Consider the following 14,016-nt stretch of genomic DNA (forward strand, 5'->3'; position numbering starts at 1 on the left):
AGGCGAGAGGCGAGGCTGCGAAAGAAGGCGGCCAGAAGCTTCGATGCACTCTGCGAGGCTCTCGGCGATATCTGCCATCTGTTCGAGCCAACCGAATGCAGAAACTTCTTCAAAGCGGCCGGATATGAGGCCGATTAATCGCAACACGCTTTAGGCATCAAATCAGATCGAACCGTGCAATCACCGGCACATGGTCCGACGGCCGGTCCCAGCCGCGTGCGGCGCGCAGGATTTCGTAGCCGGCAAAACTGGGCACCAGGTTCGGTGACGACCAGACATGGTCGAGCCGGCGGCCGCGGTTCGACGCTTCCCAGTCGTGCGCGCGATAACTCCACCAGGTGTAGAGCTTTTCTTCAAGCGGCACGTTGAGCCGCATCAGGTCGACCCAGTCGCCGGCTATCCGCATCGCCTCGAAATTCGAGGTCTCGACCGGCGTGTGGCTGACGACGTTGAGCAATTGCTTGTGCGACCAGACATCATGCTCCAGCGGCGCGATGTTGAGGTCGCCGACCAGGATCGAGGCGGACGCCTCGTCATGCGCGGCGCGGATGGCGTTCATCTCGGCGACGAAATCGAGCTTGTGGCGGAATTTGCGGTTGATCTCTGGATCGGGCTCGTCGCCGCCGGCCGGCACATAGAAATTGTGAATCAGGATCGCCTTGCCGCCAGCTTGGACCTTGACCGACAGATGGCGGCTGTCGTCGATCTCGCAGAAGCGCCGCTTCTCGACGATCTCGATCGGCCGCCGCGCCACCGTCGCCACGCCGTGGTAGCCCTTCTGGCCATGGAAGGCGATGTGCTCGTAGCCCGCCTTGCGGAACGCCTTTTCCGGAAACAGCTCGTCCGGAACCTTCGTCTCCTGCAGGCAAAGCACATCCGGCGCCTGCTCGCTCAGCAGCCGCTCGACGATCGGCATGCGCAGGCGCACGGAGTTGATGTTCCAGGTGGCGACTGTGAAGGGCATGCAGAAGTCCGGTCCGAGGCAGCGCAAGACCTGCCAGGACCGAAATGGGTCTCGACGGGAAATGACGCCTTTTTAAAAGAGCGATCCCGGAAACTACTGCCAGCCACGCGTTGTAAAAACAAGCCAGGCCAATCGTTGACCACGGCGCCGCCCCTCATTGCCCTGCCGGGCATTTCTCCCCGTTCACGGGGAGAAAGAGGCTGTCACCCGCGGTTTCGCCAATCATAGACGTTGCTGAATGGGCGCCAAGGTCGAGGCCAGCGTCCTTCTCCCCGTTCACGGGCAGAAGATGGCGGCAGCCAGATGAGGGGCAGCGCCAAGGCTTGGAAAGCTTTCCGCAGAAGCAGAACGCTATCTGGTTTTGGTGTTCAGCTCGCGGTTGGCCGTATAGTCGATGGCAAACGTGTCCGGCGGGAAGCTGACGCCTTCCTTGGTGTTGTAGATCATCACCGTGGTGTCCTTGCCCTGCGCGTCGGTGATGGTCCACTGGCGCAAATCATAGGATTTCGGATCGAACATCATGGTGATCTTCGAATTGCCGAACACCGACTTGTCGGCGAGCTGGATGGTGGTGAGGTCGCTCTCTTCCTTGATCGATTTGACGCGGCCACCGGAGAGGTCGATCCGGTTGTCGAGCAACAGCTTCAGCGGCGTCTTCGACAGCGGATAGAGATCGGACGTTTTCAACCGCTGGTTGAGGATGACCACCGACTTGCCGTCGGAAATCACCCGGAAATTCGACTTGCCGTCATAGTTGAAGCGGATCTTGCCCGGCCGCTCGAGGAAGAACTTGCCGCCGGTCTGCTGGTTGTTGGGGCCGAACTGGACGAACTCGCCGCTCATCGATTTGACCGAGGAGAAGTGGTCGGCGATCTTTTGCGCCGCCGGCGGCACCGCCGCTTGCGCCGAGGCCAGAAGCTGGAACCCCGGCATGACGTTGACGGCCGCGGCGCCGGCAAGAACCAGGCCGAGGCCGAGCAGTTGGCGGCGGTTTGGAGCGAAATCGCTGAGATCGTTTTTCATGCCGGTCACTCTCGTGTGGTGTGTGTCTCGTTGCAGTCCGTGGACCCCCAGTTAGACTTAAGTTTGGCGGACCGGACGGCACTCAGTCGCTGTAACGTCCCAAAAGGTTCAAGGTTGCCGCCGGTCGCATCAGCTGATCAGAATTTGTCGTCCTCCGTCGGCACCAGGATCTCGCGTTTGCCGGCATGGTTGGCCGGGCCGACAATGCCTTCCTTCTCCATCTTCTCAATGATCGACGCGGCGCGGTTGTAGCCGATGCCGAGCCTTCGCTGGATATAGCTGGTCGAGGCCTTGCCGTCGCGCAGCACCACGGCCACCGCCTGGTCATAAGGATCGTCGGAATCCTCGAAATTGCCGCCGCCACCGGAACCGCCCTTGCCCGATGGCTCGTCGTCATCGTCATCGCCATCATCCTCGGTGATGGCGTCGAGATATTCGGGCACGCCCTGCAGCTTCAGATGCGCGACGATCCTCTCGACCTCGTCGTCGGAGACGAACGGGCCGTGCACGCGCTGGATACGGCCGCCGCCGGCCATATAGAGCATGTCGCCCATGCCGAGCAGCTGCTCGGCGCCCTGTTCGCCCAGAATGGTGCGGCTGTCGATCTTCGACGTCACCTGGAAGGAGATGCGGGTCGGGAAATTGGCCTTGATGGTACCGGTGATGACGTCGACCGACGGACGTTGCGTCGCCATGATGACGTGAATGCCGGCGGCGCGCGCCATCTGTGCCAGGCGCTGCACCGCGCCCTCGATGTCCTTGCCGGCGACCATCATCAAATCGGCCATCTCGTCGATGATGACGACGATGTAAGGCATCGGCTCGAGGTCGAGATTCTCGGTTTCGTAGATCGCCTCGCCGGTCTGCCGGTCGAAGCCGGTCTGCACGGTGCGCGAGATTTTTTCGCCCTTCTTCTCGGCCAATTGCACGCGCGCGTTGAAGCCGTCGATGTTGCGCACGCCGACCTTGGACATCTTGCGGTAGCGGTCCTCCATCTCGCGCACGGTCCATTTGAGCGCCACAACTGCCTTCTTCGGGTCGGTGACGACCGGCGTCAGCAGATGCGGGATGCCGTCATAAACCGAAAGTTCGAGCATCTTCGGATCGATCATGATCAGCCGGCAGTCCTGCGGCGTCAGCCGGTAGAGCAGCGACAGGATCATGGTGTTGATGGCGACCGACTTGCCGGAGCCGGTGGTGCCGGCGACCAGCACGTGCGGCATCTTGGCGATGTCGACGATAACCGCCTCGCCATTGATGGTCTTGCCCAGCGCCAGCGCGAGTTTCGCCTTGGTGGTCTCGAAATCGCGGCTGGCCATGATCTCCCTGAGATAGACCGTCTCGCGCTTGGCATTCGGCAGTTCGATGCCGATGGCGTTGCGGCCGGGCACCACGGCGACACGGCAGGCAATGGCACTCATCGAACGGGCGATGTCATCGGACAGACCGATAACGCGCGACGATTTGATGCCGGGCGCCGGTTCCAGTTCATAGAGCGTGACCACCGGGCCGGGCCGCACCGCGATGATCTCGCCCTTGACGCCGAAATCCTCCAGCACGCCTTCGAGCAGGCGCGCATTCTGCTCCAGCGCGTCCTTGGACAGGCTGGCGTCGCGCACCACATTCTTTGGCTCCGACAGGAAATGCAGCGACGGCATTTCGAAAGTTTCCGAGCCGATCAGCGAGGTCTGCGCCTCGCGCTGGACGCGCGCGCCCGGAGCGGGACGCGGCGCAGGTGCTGCGACGCGGGTCGCCGCGTCGGAGCGGAAATTCTGCACCTTGGCGTTTGGCGCGGCACGGCGCTGGACCGGCTCGTCGTCGAACTCGACCTCCTCGTCGCCATTGTCGAAACCGGCGTCGAGGACGTCGTCATCGTCCGGATCGACGGAAACGCTGCGATCATTGACCATGGCGGCGAAGAATTCCGGCTCGACGCGGGCGCGGCCATCCGGGCTCATCCGCGATTCGGCAAATTCCGCCGATTCGACCCGTTCGGCGGCACGGCGCCATGCGGTGGAGCGCTGCTCCATCTCCGGCTCGTACTCGTCGCGCTCCTGCTGGCGGCGCACAGCCCGGCGGTGCATCCAGGCGCGGAACGACAGCCACCAATGGGTGATGGCGCCAAGCGCCAGTATGCCTTCATCGCCCTCGTCCTCGTCTTCGTCGAAGAGCAGATCGTCCTCGCGGGGATCGGGCTCCGCACTGCGCTCCATCACGGCAAAGCCGTTCTTGCGCGCAATCAGCGCCGAGCCGTAGGCAAACAGCCACACCGCCGGCGCAATGAGCATCATGGCAATGATGCTGGCAATGATGCCGGTCGGGTAGCCGCCAATGACCAGGCCGGGGATATTGAGCACCATGTCGCCGAACACGCCGCCGAGGCCGGTCGGCAACGGCCACGTCTTGGGCGGCACCACGCAGCCGGCCATTGCCGCGGCAAGCAGCGCGAAGCCGAACCAGGCAAGGCCGCGCTTCGGCAGCCTGTCGACGCCACGCGCCGAAAACAGGAGGAAGCCCCAGATCACCGCCGGCACCAGAGCGGCAACCGCGGCAAGGCCGAAGAACTGCATGGCGAGGTCGGAGAACACCGCGCCGGCATAGCCCATGGCGTTGGTGACGATGTTGTCGGTGGCGTGCGAGAAGCTCGGATCGGCGACGTTCCAGGTGGCGAGCGCCGCAACGCCGAAAGCGACCAGCGCAAACAGGCCGGCGCCGACCAGCCGCCCGACCTGGCGCCGCGCGAATGCCTGGATGCCGTGCCCCGTATCGGTCAGCGCGAGCGGTGCTGAAGCCCCTGAACGCATGCTTCGTTCCCCGTCTGTCATGGACTGGCCGGGCGCATGACGCACTCCGGCAGATTCGGATGTCAGACTATCGGGGGGAAGGTTAAGGCCGCATTAACTATAAGGCGGCCGGTTGCGATCTTGCGCAGTCCACTCAAGCGAGTTGAGACGAGCAGAAGGTCAATCTATCGGCACCGACGCCATGGCGATGACGGCGGAAAGTTTTTCGCGCTTTGTCAGCGTTGGCTTTTCGTAGACTTTTTTCATGCGTGACTTCCCGTTCGAGCCAGATCGCGAACCCGCGGCCCCGTCACCGGATGCCACACCCGTCAGGCGCTTTCATCCCCCGCGCGGGGGACGCTGACGGCAATGGCGGGCACTTTGGCCCGCCATCACTTGCATCGAACGTCAGTTGGCGCCGCCGAGCGCCTGGACGTTGGCGCAGAATTCGGCATGCGGCTTGCTCATTGCCGCGTCGTTGCATTCCTTCTTCATCGCTTCCTGCTTTTCCATCGGCATCGCCATGAAGGCCGCCTTGAACTCCTCCATCGGCTTCATCTTCATCATGCCGGAATCGGTGAAGAACGGCGCCATATTGTCGGGTTCGTCGAGCGCGCCGGCGAAAACCGGGCCGCTGACCATGGCCAGCGCCATTGCGCCGAGGCAGATGTTCCTCAGGTTCATATCGAATTCCTTCCCTGTCGTTTGCGGCGGCCGCCGGAGTGACAACCGTTTCTACAGTTCGGGACCGATTCGGTGGATGTTTCCTCGCTGAGGGCCATCACACGAACGTGATTGCGCGGAATCGTGGATCGAAGGAATGCTTTACCAAAAAAAGAGGCCCGGAATGACCCGGGCCTCAAAGCGTGAGCCCTTTTCGGGAGCGTCACGACGGGATTTCTCCAAGCAACTCCAGGAAAAGTGTTCAGCGGTTTTCCGTCCGAAGTTGCTTAATAAAACAGCAAATTGGGGGACCGGCGGGAGGAGGGTTCCGCCGGTCCCGTTGGCAAGTGGCCTTACGGAACCACCTCGCCATGTTGACTGATGTCGAGACCTTCGACCTCTTCCTGGGTGCTGGGCCGCAGGCCGACCAGCGCCTTGACGATGTAGAGGATCACGAGGGTGGCGATCGCCGTCCATATGATGGTGACGGCAACGCCGTAGACCTGCTTGCCGAGCGAGGCGCCCGACGACAGGCTGTTGATCGCCGGATCGGCGAGCACGCCGGTGAGCAGCGCACCGATGATGCCGCCGACGCCATGCACGCCGAAGGCGTCGAGCGAGTCGTCATAGCCGAACATGTGCTTCACCTTGACCGCCGAGATGTAGCAGAGCACGCCGGCGACGATACCGACGATGAAGGCGCCGGTCGGGTTGACGAAACCGGAAGCCGGCGTCACCGCGACGAGGCCGGCAACCGCACCTGAGATAATGCCGAGCACGGAGGGCTTCTTGGCGACGATCCATTCGGCAAACATCCAGGCCAGAGCCGCCGCGGCGGTGGCAACCTGGGTGTTGAGCATGGCGGCACCGGCAAGGCCGTCAGCCGCCAGTTCCGAACCGGCGTTGAAGCCGAACCAGCCGACCCACAGCAGCGAAGCGCCGATCACCGAATAGACCAGGTTGTGCGGCGCCATGTTGACGGTGCCGTAGCCTTCGCGCTTGCCGAGAACCAGCGCGCAGACCAGACCCGCGACACCGGCGTTGATGTGGACGACCGTGCCGCCGGCGAAGTCGAGAACGCCAGCCGTACCGAGGAAGCCGCCACCCCAGACCCAATGCGCGACCGGCACGTAAACGACCAGCAGCCACAGCGCCATGAAGATCAGCAGCGCCGAGAACTTCATGCGTTCGGCAAAGGCACCGGCGATCAGCGCCGGCGTGATGATGGCAAACGTCATCTGGAACATCGAGAAGACGAACTCGGGAATGTTCGCCACGCCGGGCAACCATAGCGACGAGGTGGTGATGCCATGGTGGAAGAATTTCGAGGCGCCGCCGATAAAGCTGTTCATGCTGGCGGAATCATTGGTCGAAAAGGCCAGCGAATAGCCGAACATGAACCACAGGATCGTCACCAGGCAGGTGATGGCAAAGCTCTGCATGATGGTGGCGAGCACGTTCTTCTTGCGCACCATGCCGCCGTAAAACAGCGCCAGGCCGGGAATGGTCATCATCAGCACCAGCGCCGTCGAAGTCAGCATCCAGGCGGTGTTGCCGGTATCGAGCACGGGCGTCGGCGCCGCCGGGGCGGCAGCCGCGGCCGCGGGGGCTGCTTCCTGCGCGAAGGCGGCGACGCTGCCCAATGCTGCGAGAGCGAGCGAGCCGAGTGCGGCCGCGCGTCCCGTCGTCTTCAAGGTGGAAGGAATATTCATTGAACTCTCCATTGGAATACGTGTTCGCCGCTCAGAGCGCGTCGGTGTCTGTTTCGCCGGTACGGATGCGCACCGCCTGATCGATGCCGAAGACGAAGATCTTGCCGTCGCCGATCTGGCCGGTCTTTGCCGCCGCCGTGATGGCTTCCACGGCTTTGTCGACCAGGTCGGTGCTGACCGCGACTTCGATCTTGATTTTCGGCAGGAAACTGACCGCGTATTCCGCTCCGCGATAGATTTCCGTATGTCCCTTCTGACGCCCGTAGCCTTTGACTTCGGTGACGGTCAGGCCCTGGATGCCGACGGCGGTGAGCGCTTCGCGCACCTCGTCGAGCTTGAACGGCTTGATGATTGCCATCACGATTTTCATAAGGTTTCACCCTTTGCTGTTGCGGTCCCCCGCGTTTGCACACCTTCACCGATCCCAAAGAGCCCGGAGAGTGCCCGACAGGATTCAAGCTCCGTGCCAGTTGCCGAAGCAGGGTGTTAACTCATTGTAAACAAACAGATTGCCGAGGGCGCAGCAGCAAAGTGCACATCGTCACAGGACAGTCACTGATTAAAAAATAGGCAATTTTTAGAAAATGCCTATTCGGCAGGCGGGCGCTTCAGGCGGATGAGGCCTTCCTGGGCAACCGAGGCGATCAGCGTGCCGTCGCGGGCAAACAGCGAGCCGCGGGTGAAACCGCGCGACCCCTGCGTCGACGGGCTGTCCTGCGTGTACAGGATCCAGTCGTCGAGCGGATGGCTGCGGTGGAACCACATAGCGTGGTCGAGGCTCGCCGCCTGGATGTCGCGGTCGAAAATGGCACGGCCATGGGCGAAGGTCGAGGTGTCGAGCAGCGTCATGTCGGAGAGGTAGGCCAGCACCGCCGCCTGGGTGCCGCGGTCGGCCGGCACCGGGCCGGTGGTGCGGATCCAGATGTTCTGCTGCGGCTCCAGCTTTTCGCGGCTGGTGTAGTGCTTCAGCATCACCGGCTTCATCTCGATCGGCCGGTCGCGCTCCCAGTAGCGCTTGATGCCGTCCGGCACCGCCTCGCCGAACTTGCCCAGCAATTCGCGCTGCGACAACAGGCTGTCGGGCGCCGGCACGTCGCGCGGCATCGGCAGCTGGTGCTCGAGACCGACCTCGTCCTGCTGGAACGAGGCCTCCAGTGAAAAGATCGCCTGTCCATGCTGGATCGCCACCACACGCCGCGTGGTGAAGGAGCCGCCATCGCGGATGCGGTCGACCTCGTAGACGATCGGCACCTTGGTGTCGCCCGGCCGCATGAAATAGCCGTGCAGGGAATGCACGTGGCGCTCGGGCTCGACGGTGCGCTGCGCGGCGACCAGCGCCTGGGCGATGGTCTGGCCGCCGAAGACGCGCTGCCAGTCGAGCTTGGGGCTGCGACCACGGTACAGATTGTGTTCCAGCTGCTCGAGGTCGAGAATGCTGAGAAGCTCGTCCATGGCCGCCGTCATGTTTCGTGACCTCGCCGTAAGATGCTATGGCGGTTTCCGACAGGAATGGCGGGCAGTCAAGGCCGGAATGCCTCAGTGGGGCGGACGGTCGAGACTTCGAAAGGGAATTGACATGGCAGACCGCAAGACCGACGCGACAACCCCGCTCGACGTGCTGGTCGCCGGCGCCGGCTATGTCGGCCTCGCCGCCGCCGTGTCGCTGAAACAGGCGCGGCCGGGCCTGGCGGTCGCCGTCGTCGATGCAGCCCCCGCCGGCGTCTGGCAGAAAGACCGCCGCGCCTCGGCGATCGCCGCCGCTGCCTGCCGGATGCTCGACCAGCTCGGCGTCTGGCAAGAAATCGTCGGTCAATCGCAGGCGATCACCGAGATGATCGTCACCGATTCGCGCACCGCCGATCCGGTGCGCCCGGTGTTTCTCACCTTCGACGGCGAGGTCGCGCCGGGCGAACCGTTCGCGCATATGGTCGCCAACAAGGATTTAAACGGCGCCTTGCGCCGCCGCGCCAAGAAGCTCGGCATAGACATCATCGAAGGTGTCGCCGTCAGCGCCTTCGACAGCAATGGCGCCGGCATCACCGTGCATCTGGCCGACGGCGCGACGCTGAAGGCGCGGCTGCTGGTCGCCGCCGACGGCGTCAATTCCAAATTGCGCGACATGGCTGGTATCAAGACGGTGAAATGGGAATACGGCCAGTCCGGCATCGTCTGCACGGTGGCGCATGAACGCCCGCACAATGGCCGCGCCGAGGAACATTTCTTGCCCGCCGGCCCGTTTGCGACGCTGCCGCTGAAGCCGACCGAGGACGGCACCAATCGTTCGTCGCTGGTCTGGGTCGAACGCTCGGAGGACGCGCAAAAACTGGTCGACGGCGACGACCTCGTCTTCGAGCATGAACTGGAACTGCGCTTCGGCCTCAAGCTCGGCGAGATTCGCGTCACCGACAAGCCGCGCGCCTGGCCGCTCAGCCTGACCATTGCACGCGCCTTCGTCGCCCCGCGCATCGCGCTTGCCGGCGACGCCGCCCACGGCATCCACCCGATCGCCGGTCAGGGCCTCAATCTCGGCTTCAAGGATGTGGCGGCCCTTGCTGAGGTGGTGGTCGAAGCCGATCGCTTGGGACAGGACATCGGCGCGCTCGACGTGCTCGAGCGCTACCAGCAGTGGCGCCGTTTCGACACCGTGCAGATGGGCATCACCACCGATGTGCTGAACCGGCTGTTTTCCAACGACATCGGCCCGCTGCGCCAGGTCCGCGACATCGGCCTCGGCTTGGTCGAACGCATGCCCAGGCTGAAAGAGTTCTTCATCCGCCAGGCGTCGGGGCTTTCAGGCGACACACCGCGGCTGCTCAAGGGCGAGGCGATCTGACCGCCTGCCGCGTTTGAGTGGCAAGGTATCGAAAGTCAGCGCCGCGCCTCATTGCCCTGCCAGCCTCGGCGCCATTCTTGCAACGCTGGCGATTGGCGCAGCCAGCGATGAGAGCGACCCCTCTCCCCGTCACTATACGGGAGAGGATGCCGGCAGGCAGGTGAGGGGCAGCGCCAACGATTGCAAGTGGATTGAATCCCAAGCAACTGCCCTAAATATCAGGCACAGCCTAGTTCACTTCGAAACCCAGCTTCTGCCGCAGCCGCAGCATGCGCTGGTCGGCGATCCTGAAGCTCTGCTCGCCCCCTTGCGCGACGCGGTTCAGCATCTGCAGCAGATCTTCGCGCTCGTGCGGATCGAGGCGCTCGCGCAGGAAGGGCGCCAGCTTGTCGATGACGATCGTCGTGTCGTCGATTTGCGCGGAGGCCCACTTGGCGTAGACGACGGCCTCGTCGGTTTTCTTCTGGTTCTCGGCAATCTGCGAGATCACCTCGCGGATGACGGTTTCGCGCTTCGGCAGGATAGGGCCATGCTCCGCGGCCATGGCGGTGATCAGCGTCGCCGCCGCCACGACAGGATCATCGATCGCCGTCAGCGGCGACAGTGCCGCCTGCTTGCGCAGCTTCTTGCGCCTTATGTTGCCCTGGACGCGCCCGACGACGTCGGCGACCTCGCGCGCGGCGTCGTTCATGGCCTTCATGCGGTACCACCAGAACGCCCCGGCTCCCAGCACGCCGAGAATAGCAATCAGGAAAGGCATGTCGAATTCCCCCGGAAGTTCCGGCGACGATATGAGAACTCCGACGTTGCTTCAACACGCAAGAATTGCATCCGGTGAAGAAAACAGAGCTGGCCCGTCGAGCTTCCACACACCGAGGTCCCGGGCCAAGCGCCGCCTGTCGTCCGGACCCGGCCATGCAAGAACACTACAACAGGCGTTATCGCGCCTATTGCGGCCTCGCCGATACGCTGCGATCGTTCTGGGCCGAACAGGCCGCAGGACCGAGTAGAACACCGCAATGACCCAAGGGCTCGATGGCGACTATGACTACATCATCGTCGGCGCAGGCACCGCCGGCTGCGTGCTGGCCAACCGCCTGAGCGAGGATCCGGCGACGCGCGTGCTGCTGCTCGAGGCCGGCGGCAGCGACAATTACCACTGGGTGCATATCCCGGTCGGCTATCTCTATTGCATCGGCAATCCGCGCACCGACTGGATGATGAAGACAGCCCCCGAAGCCGGCCTGAACGGCCGCTCGCTGGTCTATCCCAGGGGCAAGGTTCTGGGCGGCTGCACCTCGGTCAACGGCATGATCTACATGCGCGGCCAGGCGGCGGACTATGATGGCTGGCGGCAGATGGGCAATGTCGGCTGGGGCTGGGACGATGTGCTGCCCTATTTCCTCAAATCCGAAGACCATCATGGCGGCAAGACCAAGCTGCATGGTGCCGGCGGCGAGTGGAAAGTGGCGCGGCAACGTCTGTCCTGGCCGATCCTGAACACGGTGCAGGAGGCGGCAAAGGAATTCGGCATCATGCCGCGCGAGGATTTCAATGACGGCGACAATGAGGGTTCCGGCTTCTTCGAGGTGAACCAGAGCAAGGGCGTGCGCTGGAACACCGCCAAGGCATTTTTGCGCCCGGCACTGCGGCGGCCCAACCTTCGGCTGGTCATCAACGCCCATGTCGAGACGGTGCTGTTCGAAGCCAAGCGAGCGATCGGCGTCCGTTATCGAGCCGGCGGCGAAACCATCGAGGCAAAGGCCAGGAGCGAGGTGCTGCTGACGGCAGGTTCGATCAACACGCCGAAGCTGCTGGAGCTTTCCGGCGTTGGCCAGCTGGACCGCCTCGCCGCACTCGGCGTCGACGTGGTTCATGCCAGCCCCGATGTCGGCGAGAACCTGCAGGACCATCTGCAGATCCGCACCGTCTACAAGGTGTCGTCGGCGCTGACGCTCAACACGCTTGCCAACAGCCTGACCGGCAAGGCGCGGATCGCGCTGCAATATGCTTTTGCCCGGTCGGGGCCGATGTCGATGGCGCCGAGCCAGTTCGGCATGTTCAGCAAATCCGATCCGTCGATGGCGACGCCGGACCTGGAATACCACGTCCAGCCGCTGTCGACTGACCGGCTGGGCGACCCGCTGCATCCGTTCCCGGCGATCACCATGTCGGTTTGCAATTTGCGCCCCGACAGCGTCGGCTCGGTGCATGCCACGACACGCGAACTAGCCGTGCAGCCCGAGATACGGCTGAACTATCTGTCCACCGTCCGCGACCGTGAGATCGCGCTGCGCTCGGTGCGCCAGGCGCGTAGCATCATGACCGCCAAGGCGCTTGCTGGCTTCCACCCCGAAGAGATCCTGCCCGGTCTCGCCCACCAGTCCGACGACGACTTGCTGCACCAGATAGGCTCGATCGCGACGACCATCTTCCATCCCGTCGGCACCTGCCGAATGGGCATCGATGACCGCGCCGTGGTCAGCCCCGATCTGCGCGTGACCGGTGTCAAGGGCCTGCGCGTCATCGACGCCTCGATCATGCCGCGCATCGTCTCCGGCAACACCGCCTCGCCGGTGGTGATGATCGCCGAGAAGGCGGCGGACATGATCCGCCGACCTGTATAAATCTGCGGGCGAACGGGTTAGGACCCCGGTACGTCGTAGATCGCCCTGACCTCGACGGTGCCGATTTCGGCCAGCGGAATCTCGCCGGCGATCTCCAGCACCTCATCGAGAGTGGCCGCCTCGATCATGACGAACCCAAGCAATTGCTCTTTGGTTTCGGCGAAGGGGCCGTCGGTGATCAGCCGCTTGCCCTGGCGCCGCCGCACCGTCTTCGACGTCTTCACCGATTGCAGCGCCTGCGCGATGATCAGCTTGCCTTGCTGGTCCAATGATCGGTCATAGGCCATCGAATCGGCGTCGAGCTTGGCCATTCGCGCTGAAGTCATGGCATGGAGGTCTTTTTCCTCGCCGTAGACCAGACAGACATATTTCATTTCCAGCTCCCTTGCTCAGACGAACCATAGGCGATCACGGTGTCGGCGGCATCCTTCCCCGCAGCGACATGGTCGAGAAGGCTGACCGCAATGCCGATGATGGCAACCGCAGTAAGCGGCCGGCCGAAGCCGGAGGGTCGCGAGCAGTCGATGTTTCGCGGACTGGCCCTTCCGCTGGGGCCATTCCAATGGGCAGAAAACAGATTGTTCATGTGAACCTCCATCCGCCACGAGAATCCGTGGCCGCCCGCAGGACGGCCGGGGCCGACAGAAGTCGACATTTTTGCACGCAGATTTTTTTTGGAAAAATTAGGCGAGGCGGTGCCCGATCCCGAAACAGCGCGGTGGTCTTCCCCGGCCGCCGCGCTATAGTTGAAGAGAACGCCGCCTGGCCGGCGCTATCGCTTGCAATCAAGGAGGACTTCATGGACCGCACCGCAAACGCCATCTGGAAAGGCAATCTGAAAGAGGGCAAAGGCACGCTCGACAGCCAGAGCGGAACCCTGAAGGGCACGCCCTATTCCTTCAAGGCGCGCTTCGAGGACGAAAGCGGCAAGTCCGGCACCAATCCCGAAGAGTTGATCGCCGCAGCGCATGCCGGCTGCTTTGCCATGCAGTTCTCGCATTTCCTGGCCGAGAACGGCACGCCCGCCACCGAACTCAACGCCAAGGCTGTGGTGACGTTGGTGCCCGGCACCGGCATCACCGGCAGTGCCCTCACCGTGGTCGGCAAGGTGCCGGGCATCGATGCGGCGAAATTCAAGGAATTGGCCGAGAAGGCCAAGGCCGAATGCCCGGTGTCGAAGGCGCTCGGCGCCATCAAGGTGTCGCTCGACGCGAAGCTGGGGTGAGACATACCACCTCGTAGCAAAAGCCGGCGCTGCCCCTCACCTGGCTGCCGGCATCCTTGTAACTTGTCATTTGCCGAATCCGTTATGATGGCGGATGCGGTGGCGGACGAGAGGCCGACGCATCTTTGGGCCAGGAAGCCCGTGGGAGAGCTTGGTTCTTCGTCCGCCGTTCCATCGAACCCGAAC

Annotated in this window: 13 protein-coding genes; 3 read left to right on the top strand and 10 right to left on the bottom strand. The window is 63.3% G+C overall.

Translation table 11 applies throughout. The features are described from left to right. Window positions 1-157: 157 nt before the first annotated feature. The 7 genes from AC1DYO_RS31780 to tesB all read right to left on the bottom strand — a co-directional run bounded on the left by AC1DYO_RS31780 (window position 158) and on the right by tesB (window position 8,609). Complete coding sequence (locus AC1DYO_RS31780; protein ID WP_477268565.1) at window positions 158-964, bottom strand: exodeoxyribonuclease III; 807 nt, start codon at window positions 962-964, stop codon at window positions 158-160. Window positions 965-1,315: 351 nt separating this feature from the next. Continuing rightward, the gene (locus tag AC1DYO_RS31785; protein ID WP_181060924.1) at window positions 1,316-1,987 is read right to left on the bottom strand and encodes an outer membrane lipoprotein carrier protein LolA; all 672 of its coding nucleotides are present in this window, start codon (window positions 1,985-1,987) and stop codon (window positions 1,316-1,318) included. 137 nt (window positions 1,988-2,124) lie between these two features. Then, window positions 2,125-4,791 (bottom strand): DNA translocase FtsK, encoded by a 2,667-nt coding sequence (locus tag AC1DYO_RS31790; RefSeq protein WP_477268567.1) that lies wholly within the window; start codon window positions 4,789-4,791, stop codon window positions 2,125-2,127. Between the two features lie 387 nt (window positions 4,792-5,178). Next, window positions 5,179-5,454, bottom strand: coding sequence for a hypothetical protein (locus AC1DYO_RS31795; RefSeq protein WP_477268568.1), 276 nt, complete (start codon window positions 5,452-5,454; stop codon window positions 5,179-5,181). 332 nt (window positions 5,455-5,786) lie between these two features. Further along, on the bottom strand, window positions 5,787-7,145 hold the full coding sequence (locus tag AC1DYO_RS31800) for an ammonium transporter (RefSeq protein ID WP_477268570.1): 1,359 nt from the start codon (window positions 7,143-7,145) through the stop codon (window positions 5,787-5,789). A 31-nt stretch (window positions 7,146-7,176) separates the two neighbouring features. Further along, the gene (locus AC1DYO_RS31805; protein ID WP_023670499.1) at window positions 7,177-7,515 is read right to left on the bottom strand and encodes a P-II family nitrogen regulator; all 339 of its coding nucleotides are present in this window, start codon (window positions 7,513-7,515) and stop codon (window positions 7,177-7,179) included. Window positions 7,516-7,733: 218 nt separating this feature from the next. Further along, window positions 7,734-8,609: an acyl-CoA thioesterase II gene (gene tesB, locus AC1DYO_RS31810; protein ID WP_477268572.1), complete on the bottom strand. Its 876-nt coding sequence runs from the start codon at window positions 8,607-8,609 to the stop codon at window positions 7,734-7,736. Window positions 8,610-8,721: 112 nt separating this feature from the next. Between tesB and AC1DYO_RS31815 the strand changes: the two genes are divergently transcribed. Continuing rightward, window positions 8,722-9,978: a ubiquinone biosynthesis hydroxylase gene (locus AC1DYO_RS31815; RefSeq protein ID WP_477268574.1), complete on the top strand. Its 1,257-nt coding sequence runs from the start codon at window positions 8,722-8,724 to the stop codon at window positions 9,976-9,978. 229 nt (window positions 9,979-10,207) lie between these two features. Here the strand turns inward: AC1DYO_RS31815 and AC1DYO_RS31820 are convergent, their stop codons facing one another. Next, entirely contained in the window at window positions 10,208-10,738 is a 531-nt protein-coding gene (locus tag AC1DYO_RS31820; protein ID WP_477268575.1) for a hypothetical protein, read from the bottom strand. Between the two features lie 259 nt (window positions 10,739-10,997). Here AC1DYO_RS31820 and AC1DYO_RS31825 point away from each other — a divergent pair, with 259 nt between their 5' ends. Further along, the gene (locus AC1DYO_RS31825) at window positions 10,998-12,605 is read left to right on the top strand and encodes a GMC family oxidoreductase (protein ID WP_477268577.1); all 1,608 of its coding nucleotides are present in this window, start codon (window positions 10,998-11,000) and stop codon (window positions 12,603-12,605) included. Between the two features lie 17 nt (window positions 12,606-12,622). On the opposite strand, the gene AC1DYO_RS31830 is transcribed toward AC1DYO_RS31825, so the two are convergent. Both AC1DYO_RS31830 and AC1DYO_RS31835 read right to left on the bottom strand, forming a co-directional pair. Continuing rightward, complete coding sequence (locus AC1DYO_RS31830) at window positions 12,623-12,979, bottom strand: YciI family protein (protein WP_477268579.1); 357 nt, start codon at window positions 12,977-12,979, stop codon at window positions 12,623-12,625. Further along, the gene (locus AC1DYO_RS31835; RefSeq protein WP_477268581.1) at window positions 12,976-13,191 is read right to left on the bottom strand and encodes a hypothetical protein; all 216 of its coding nucleotides are present in this window, start codon (window positions 13,189-13,191) and stop codon (window positions 12,976-12,978) included. Before AC1DYO_RS31835 ends, AC1DYO_RS31830 begins: the two co-directional genes overlap by 4 nt. A gap of 213 nt (window positions 13,192-13,404) precedes the next feature. On the opposite strand from AC1DYO_RS31835, the gene AC1DYO_RS31840 reads away from it, so the two are divergent. Then, window positions 13,405-13,830, top strand: coding sequence for an OsmC family protein (locus AC1DYO_RS31840; RefSeq protein ID WP_477268583.1), 426 nt, complete (start codon window positions 13,405-13,407; stop codon window positions 13,828-13,830). The last annotated feature ends 186 nt before the right edge of the window (window positions 13,831-14,016 follow it).

The organism is Mesorhizobium sp. P2_F5, assembly GCF_056403715.1.

Bases quoted from the DNA above. Each gene is read 5' to 3' on its own strand.
- AC1DYO_RS31785 (WP_181060924.1), bottom strand. From the start codon at position 1,987: ATGAAAAACGATCTCAGCGATTTCGCTCCAAACCGCCGCCAACTGCTC.
- AC1DYO_RS31820 (WP_477268575.1), bottom strand. From the start codon at position 10,738: ATGCCTTTCCTGATTGCTATTCTCGGCGTGCTGGGAGCCGGGGCGTTC.
- AC1DYO_RS31825 (WP_477268577.1), top strand. From the start codon at position 10,998: ATGACCCAAGGGCTCGATGGCGACTATGACTACATCATCGTCGGCGCA.
- AC1DYO_RS31795 (WP_477268568.1), bottom strand. From the start codon at position 5,454: ATGAACCTGAGGAACATCTGCCTCGGCGCAATGGCGCTGGCCATGGTC.
- AC1DYO_RS31815 (WP_477268574.1), top strand. From the start codon at position 8,722: ATGGCAGACCGCAAGACCGACGCGACAACCCCGCTCGACGTGCTGGTC.
- AC1DYO_RS31830 (WP_477268579.1), bottom strand. From the start codon at position 12,979: ATGAAATATGTCTGTCTGGTCTACGGCGAGGAAAAAGACCTCCATGCC.
- AC1DYO_RS31840 (WP_477268583.1), top strand. From the start codon at position 13,405: ATGGACCGCACCGCAAACGCCATCTGGAAAGGCAATCTGAAAGAGGGC.
- AC1DYO_RS31835 (WP_477268581.1), bottom strand. From the start codon at position 13,191: ATGAACAATCTGTTTTCTGCCCATTGGAATGGCCCCAGCGGAAGGGCC.
- AC1DYO_RS31780 (WP_477268565.1), bottom strand. From the start codon at position 964: ATGCCCTTCACAGTCGCCACCTGGAACATCAACTCCGTGCGCCTGCGC.
- AC1DYO_RS31790 (WP_477268567.1), bottom strand. From the start codon at position 4,791: ATGCGTTCAGGGGCTTCAGCACCGCTCGCGCTGACCGATACGGGGCAC.
- tesB (WP_477268572.1), bottom strand. From the start codon at position 8,609: ATGACGGCGGCCATGGACGAGCTTCTCAGCATTCTCGACCTCGAGCAG.
- AC1DYO_RS31805 (WP_023670499.1), bottom strand. From the start codon at position 7,515: ATGAAAATCGTGATGGCAATCATCAAGCCGTTCAAGCTCGACGAGGTG.
- AC1DYO_RS31800 (WP_477268570.1), bottom strand. From the start codon at position 7,145: ATGAATATTCCTTCCACCTTGAAGACGACGGGACGCGCGGCCGCACTC.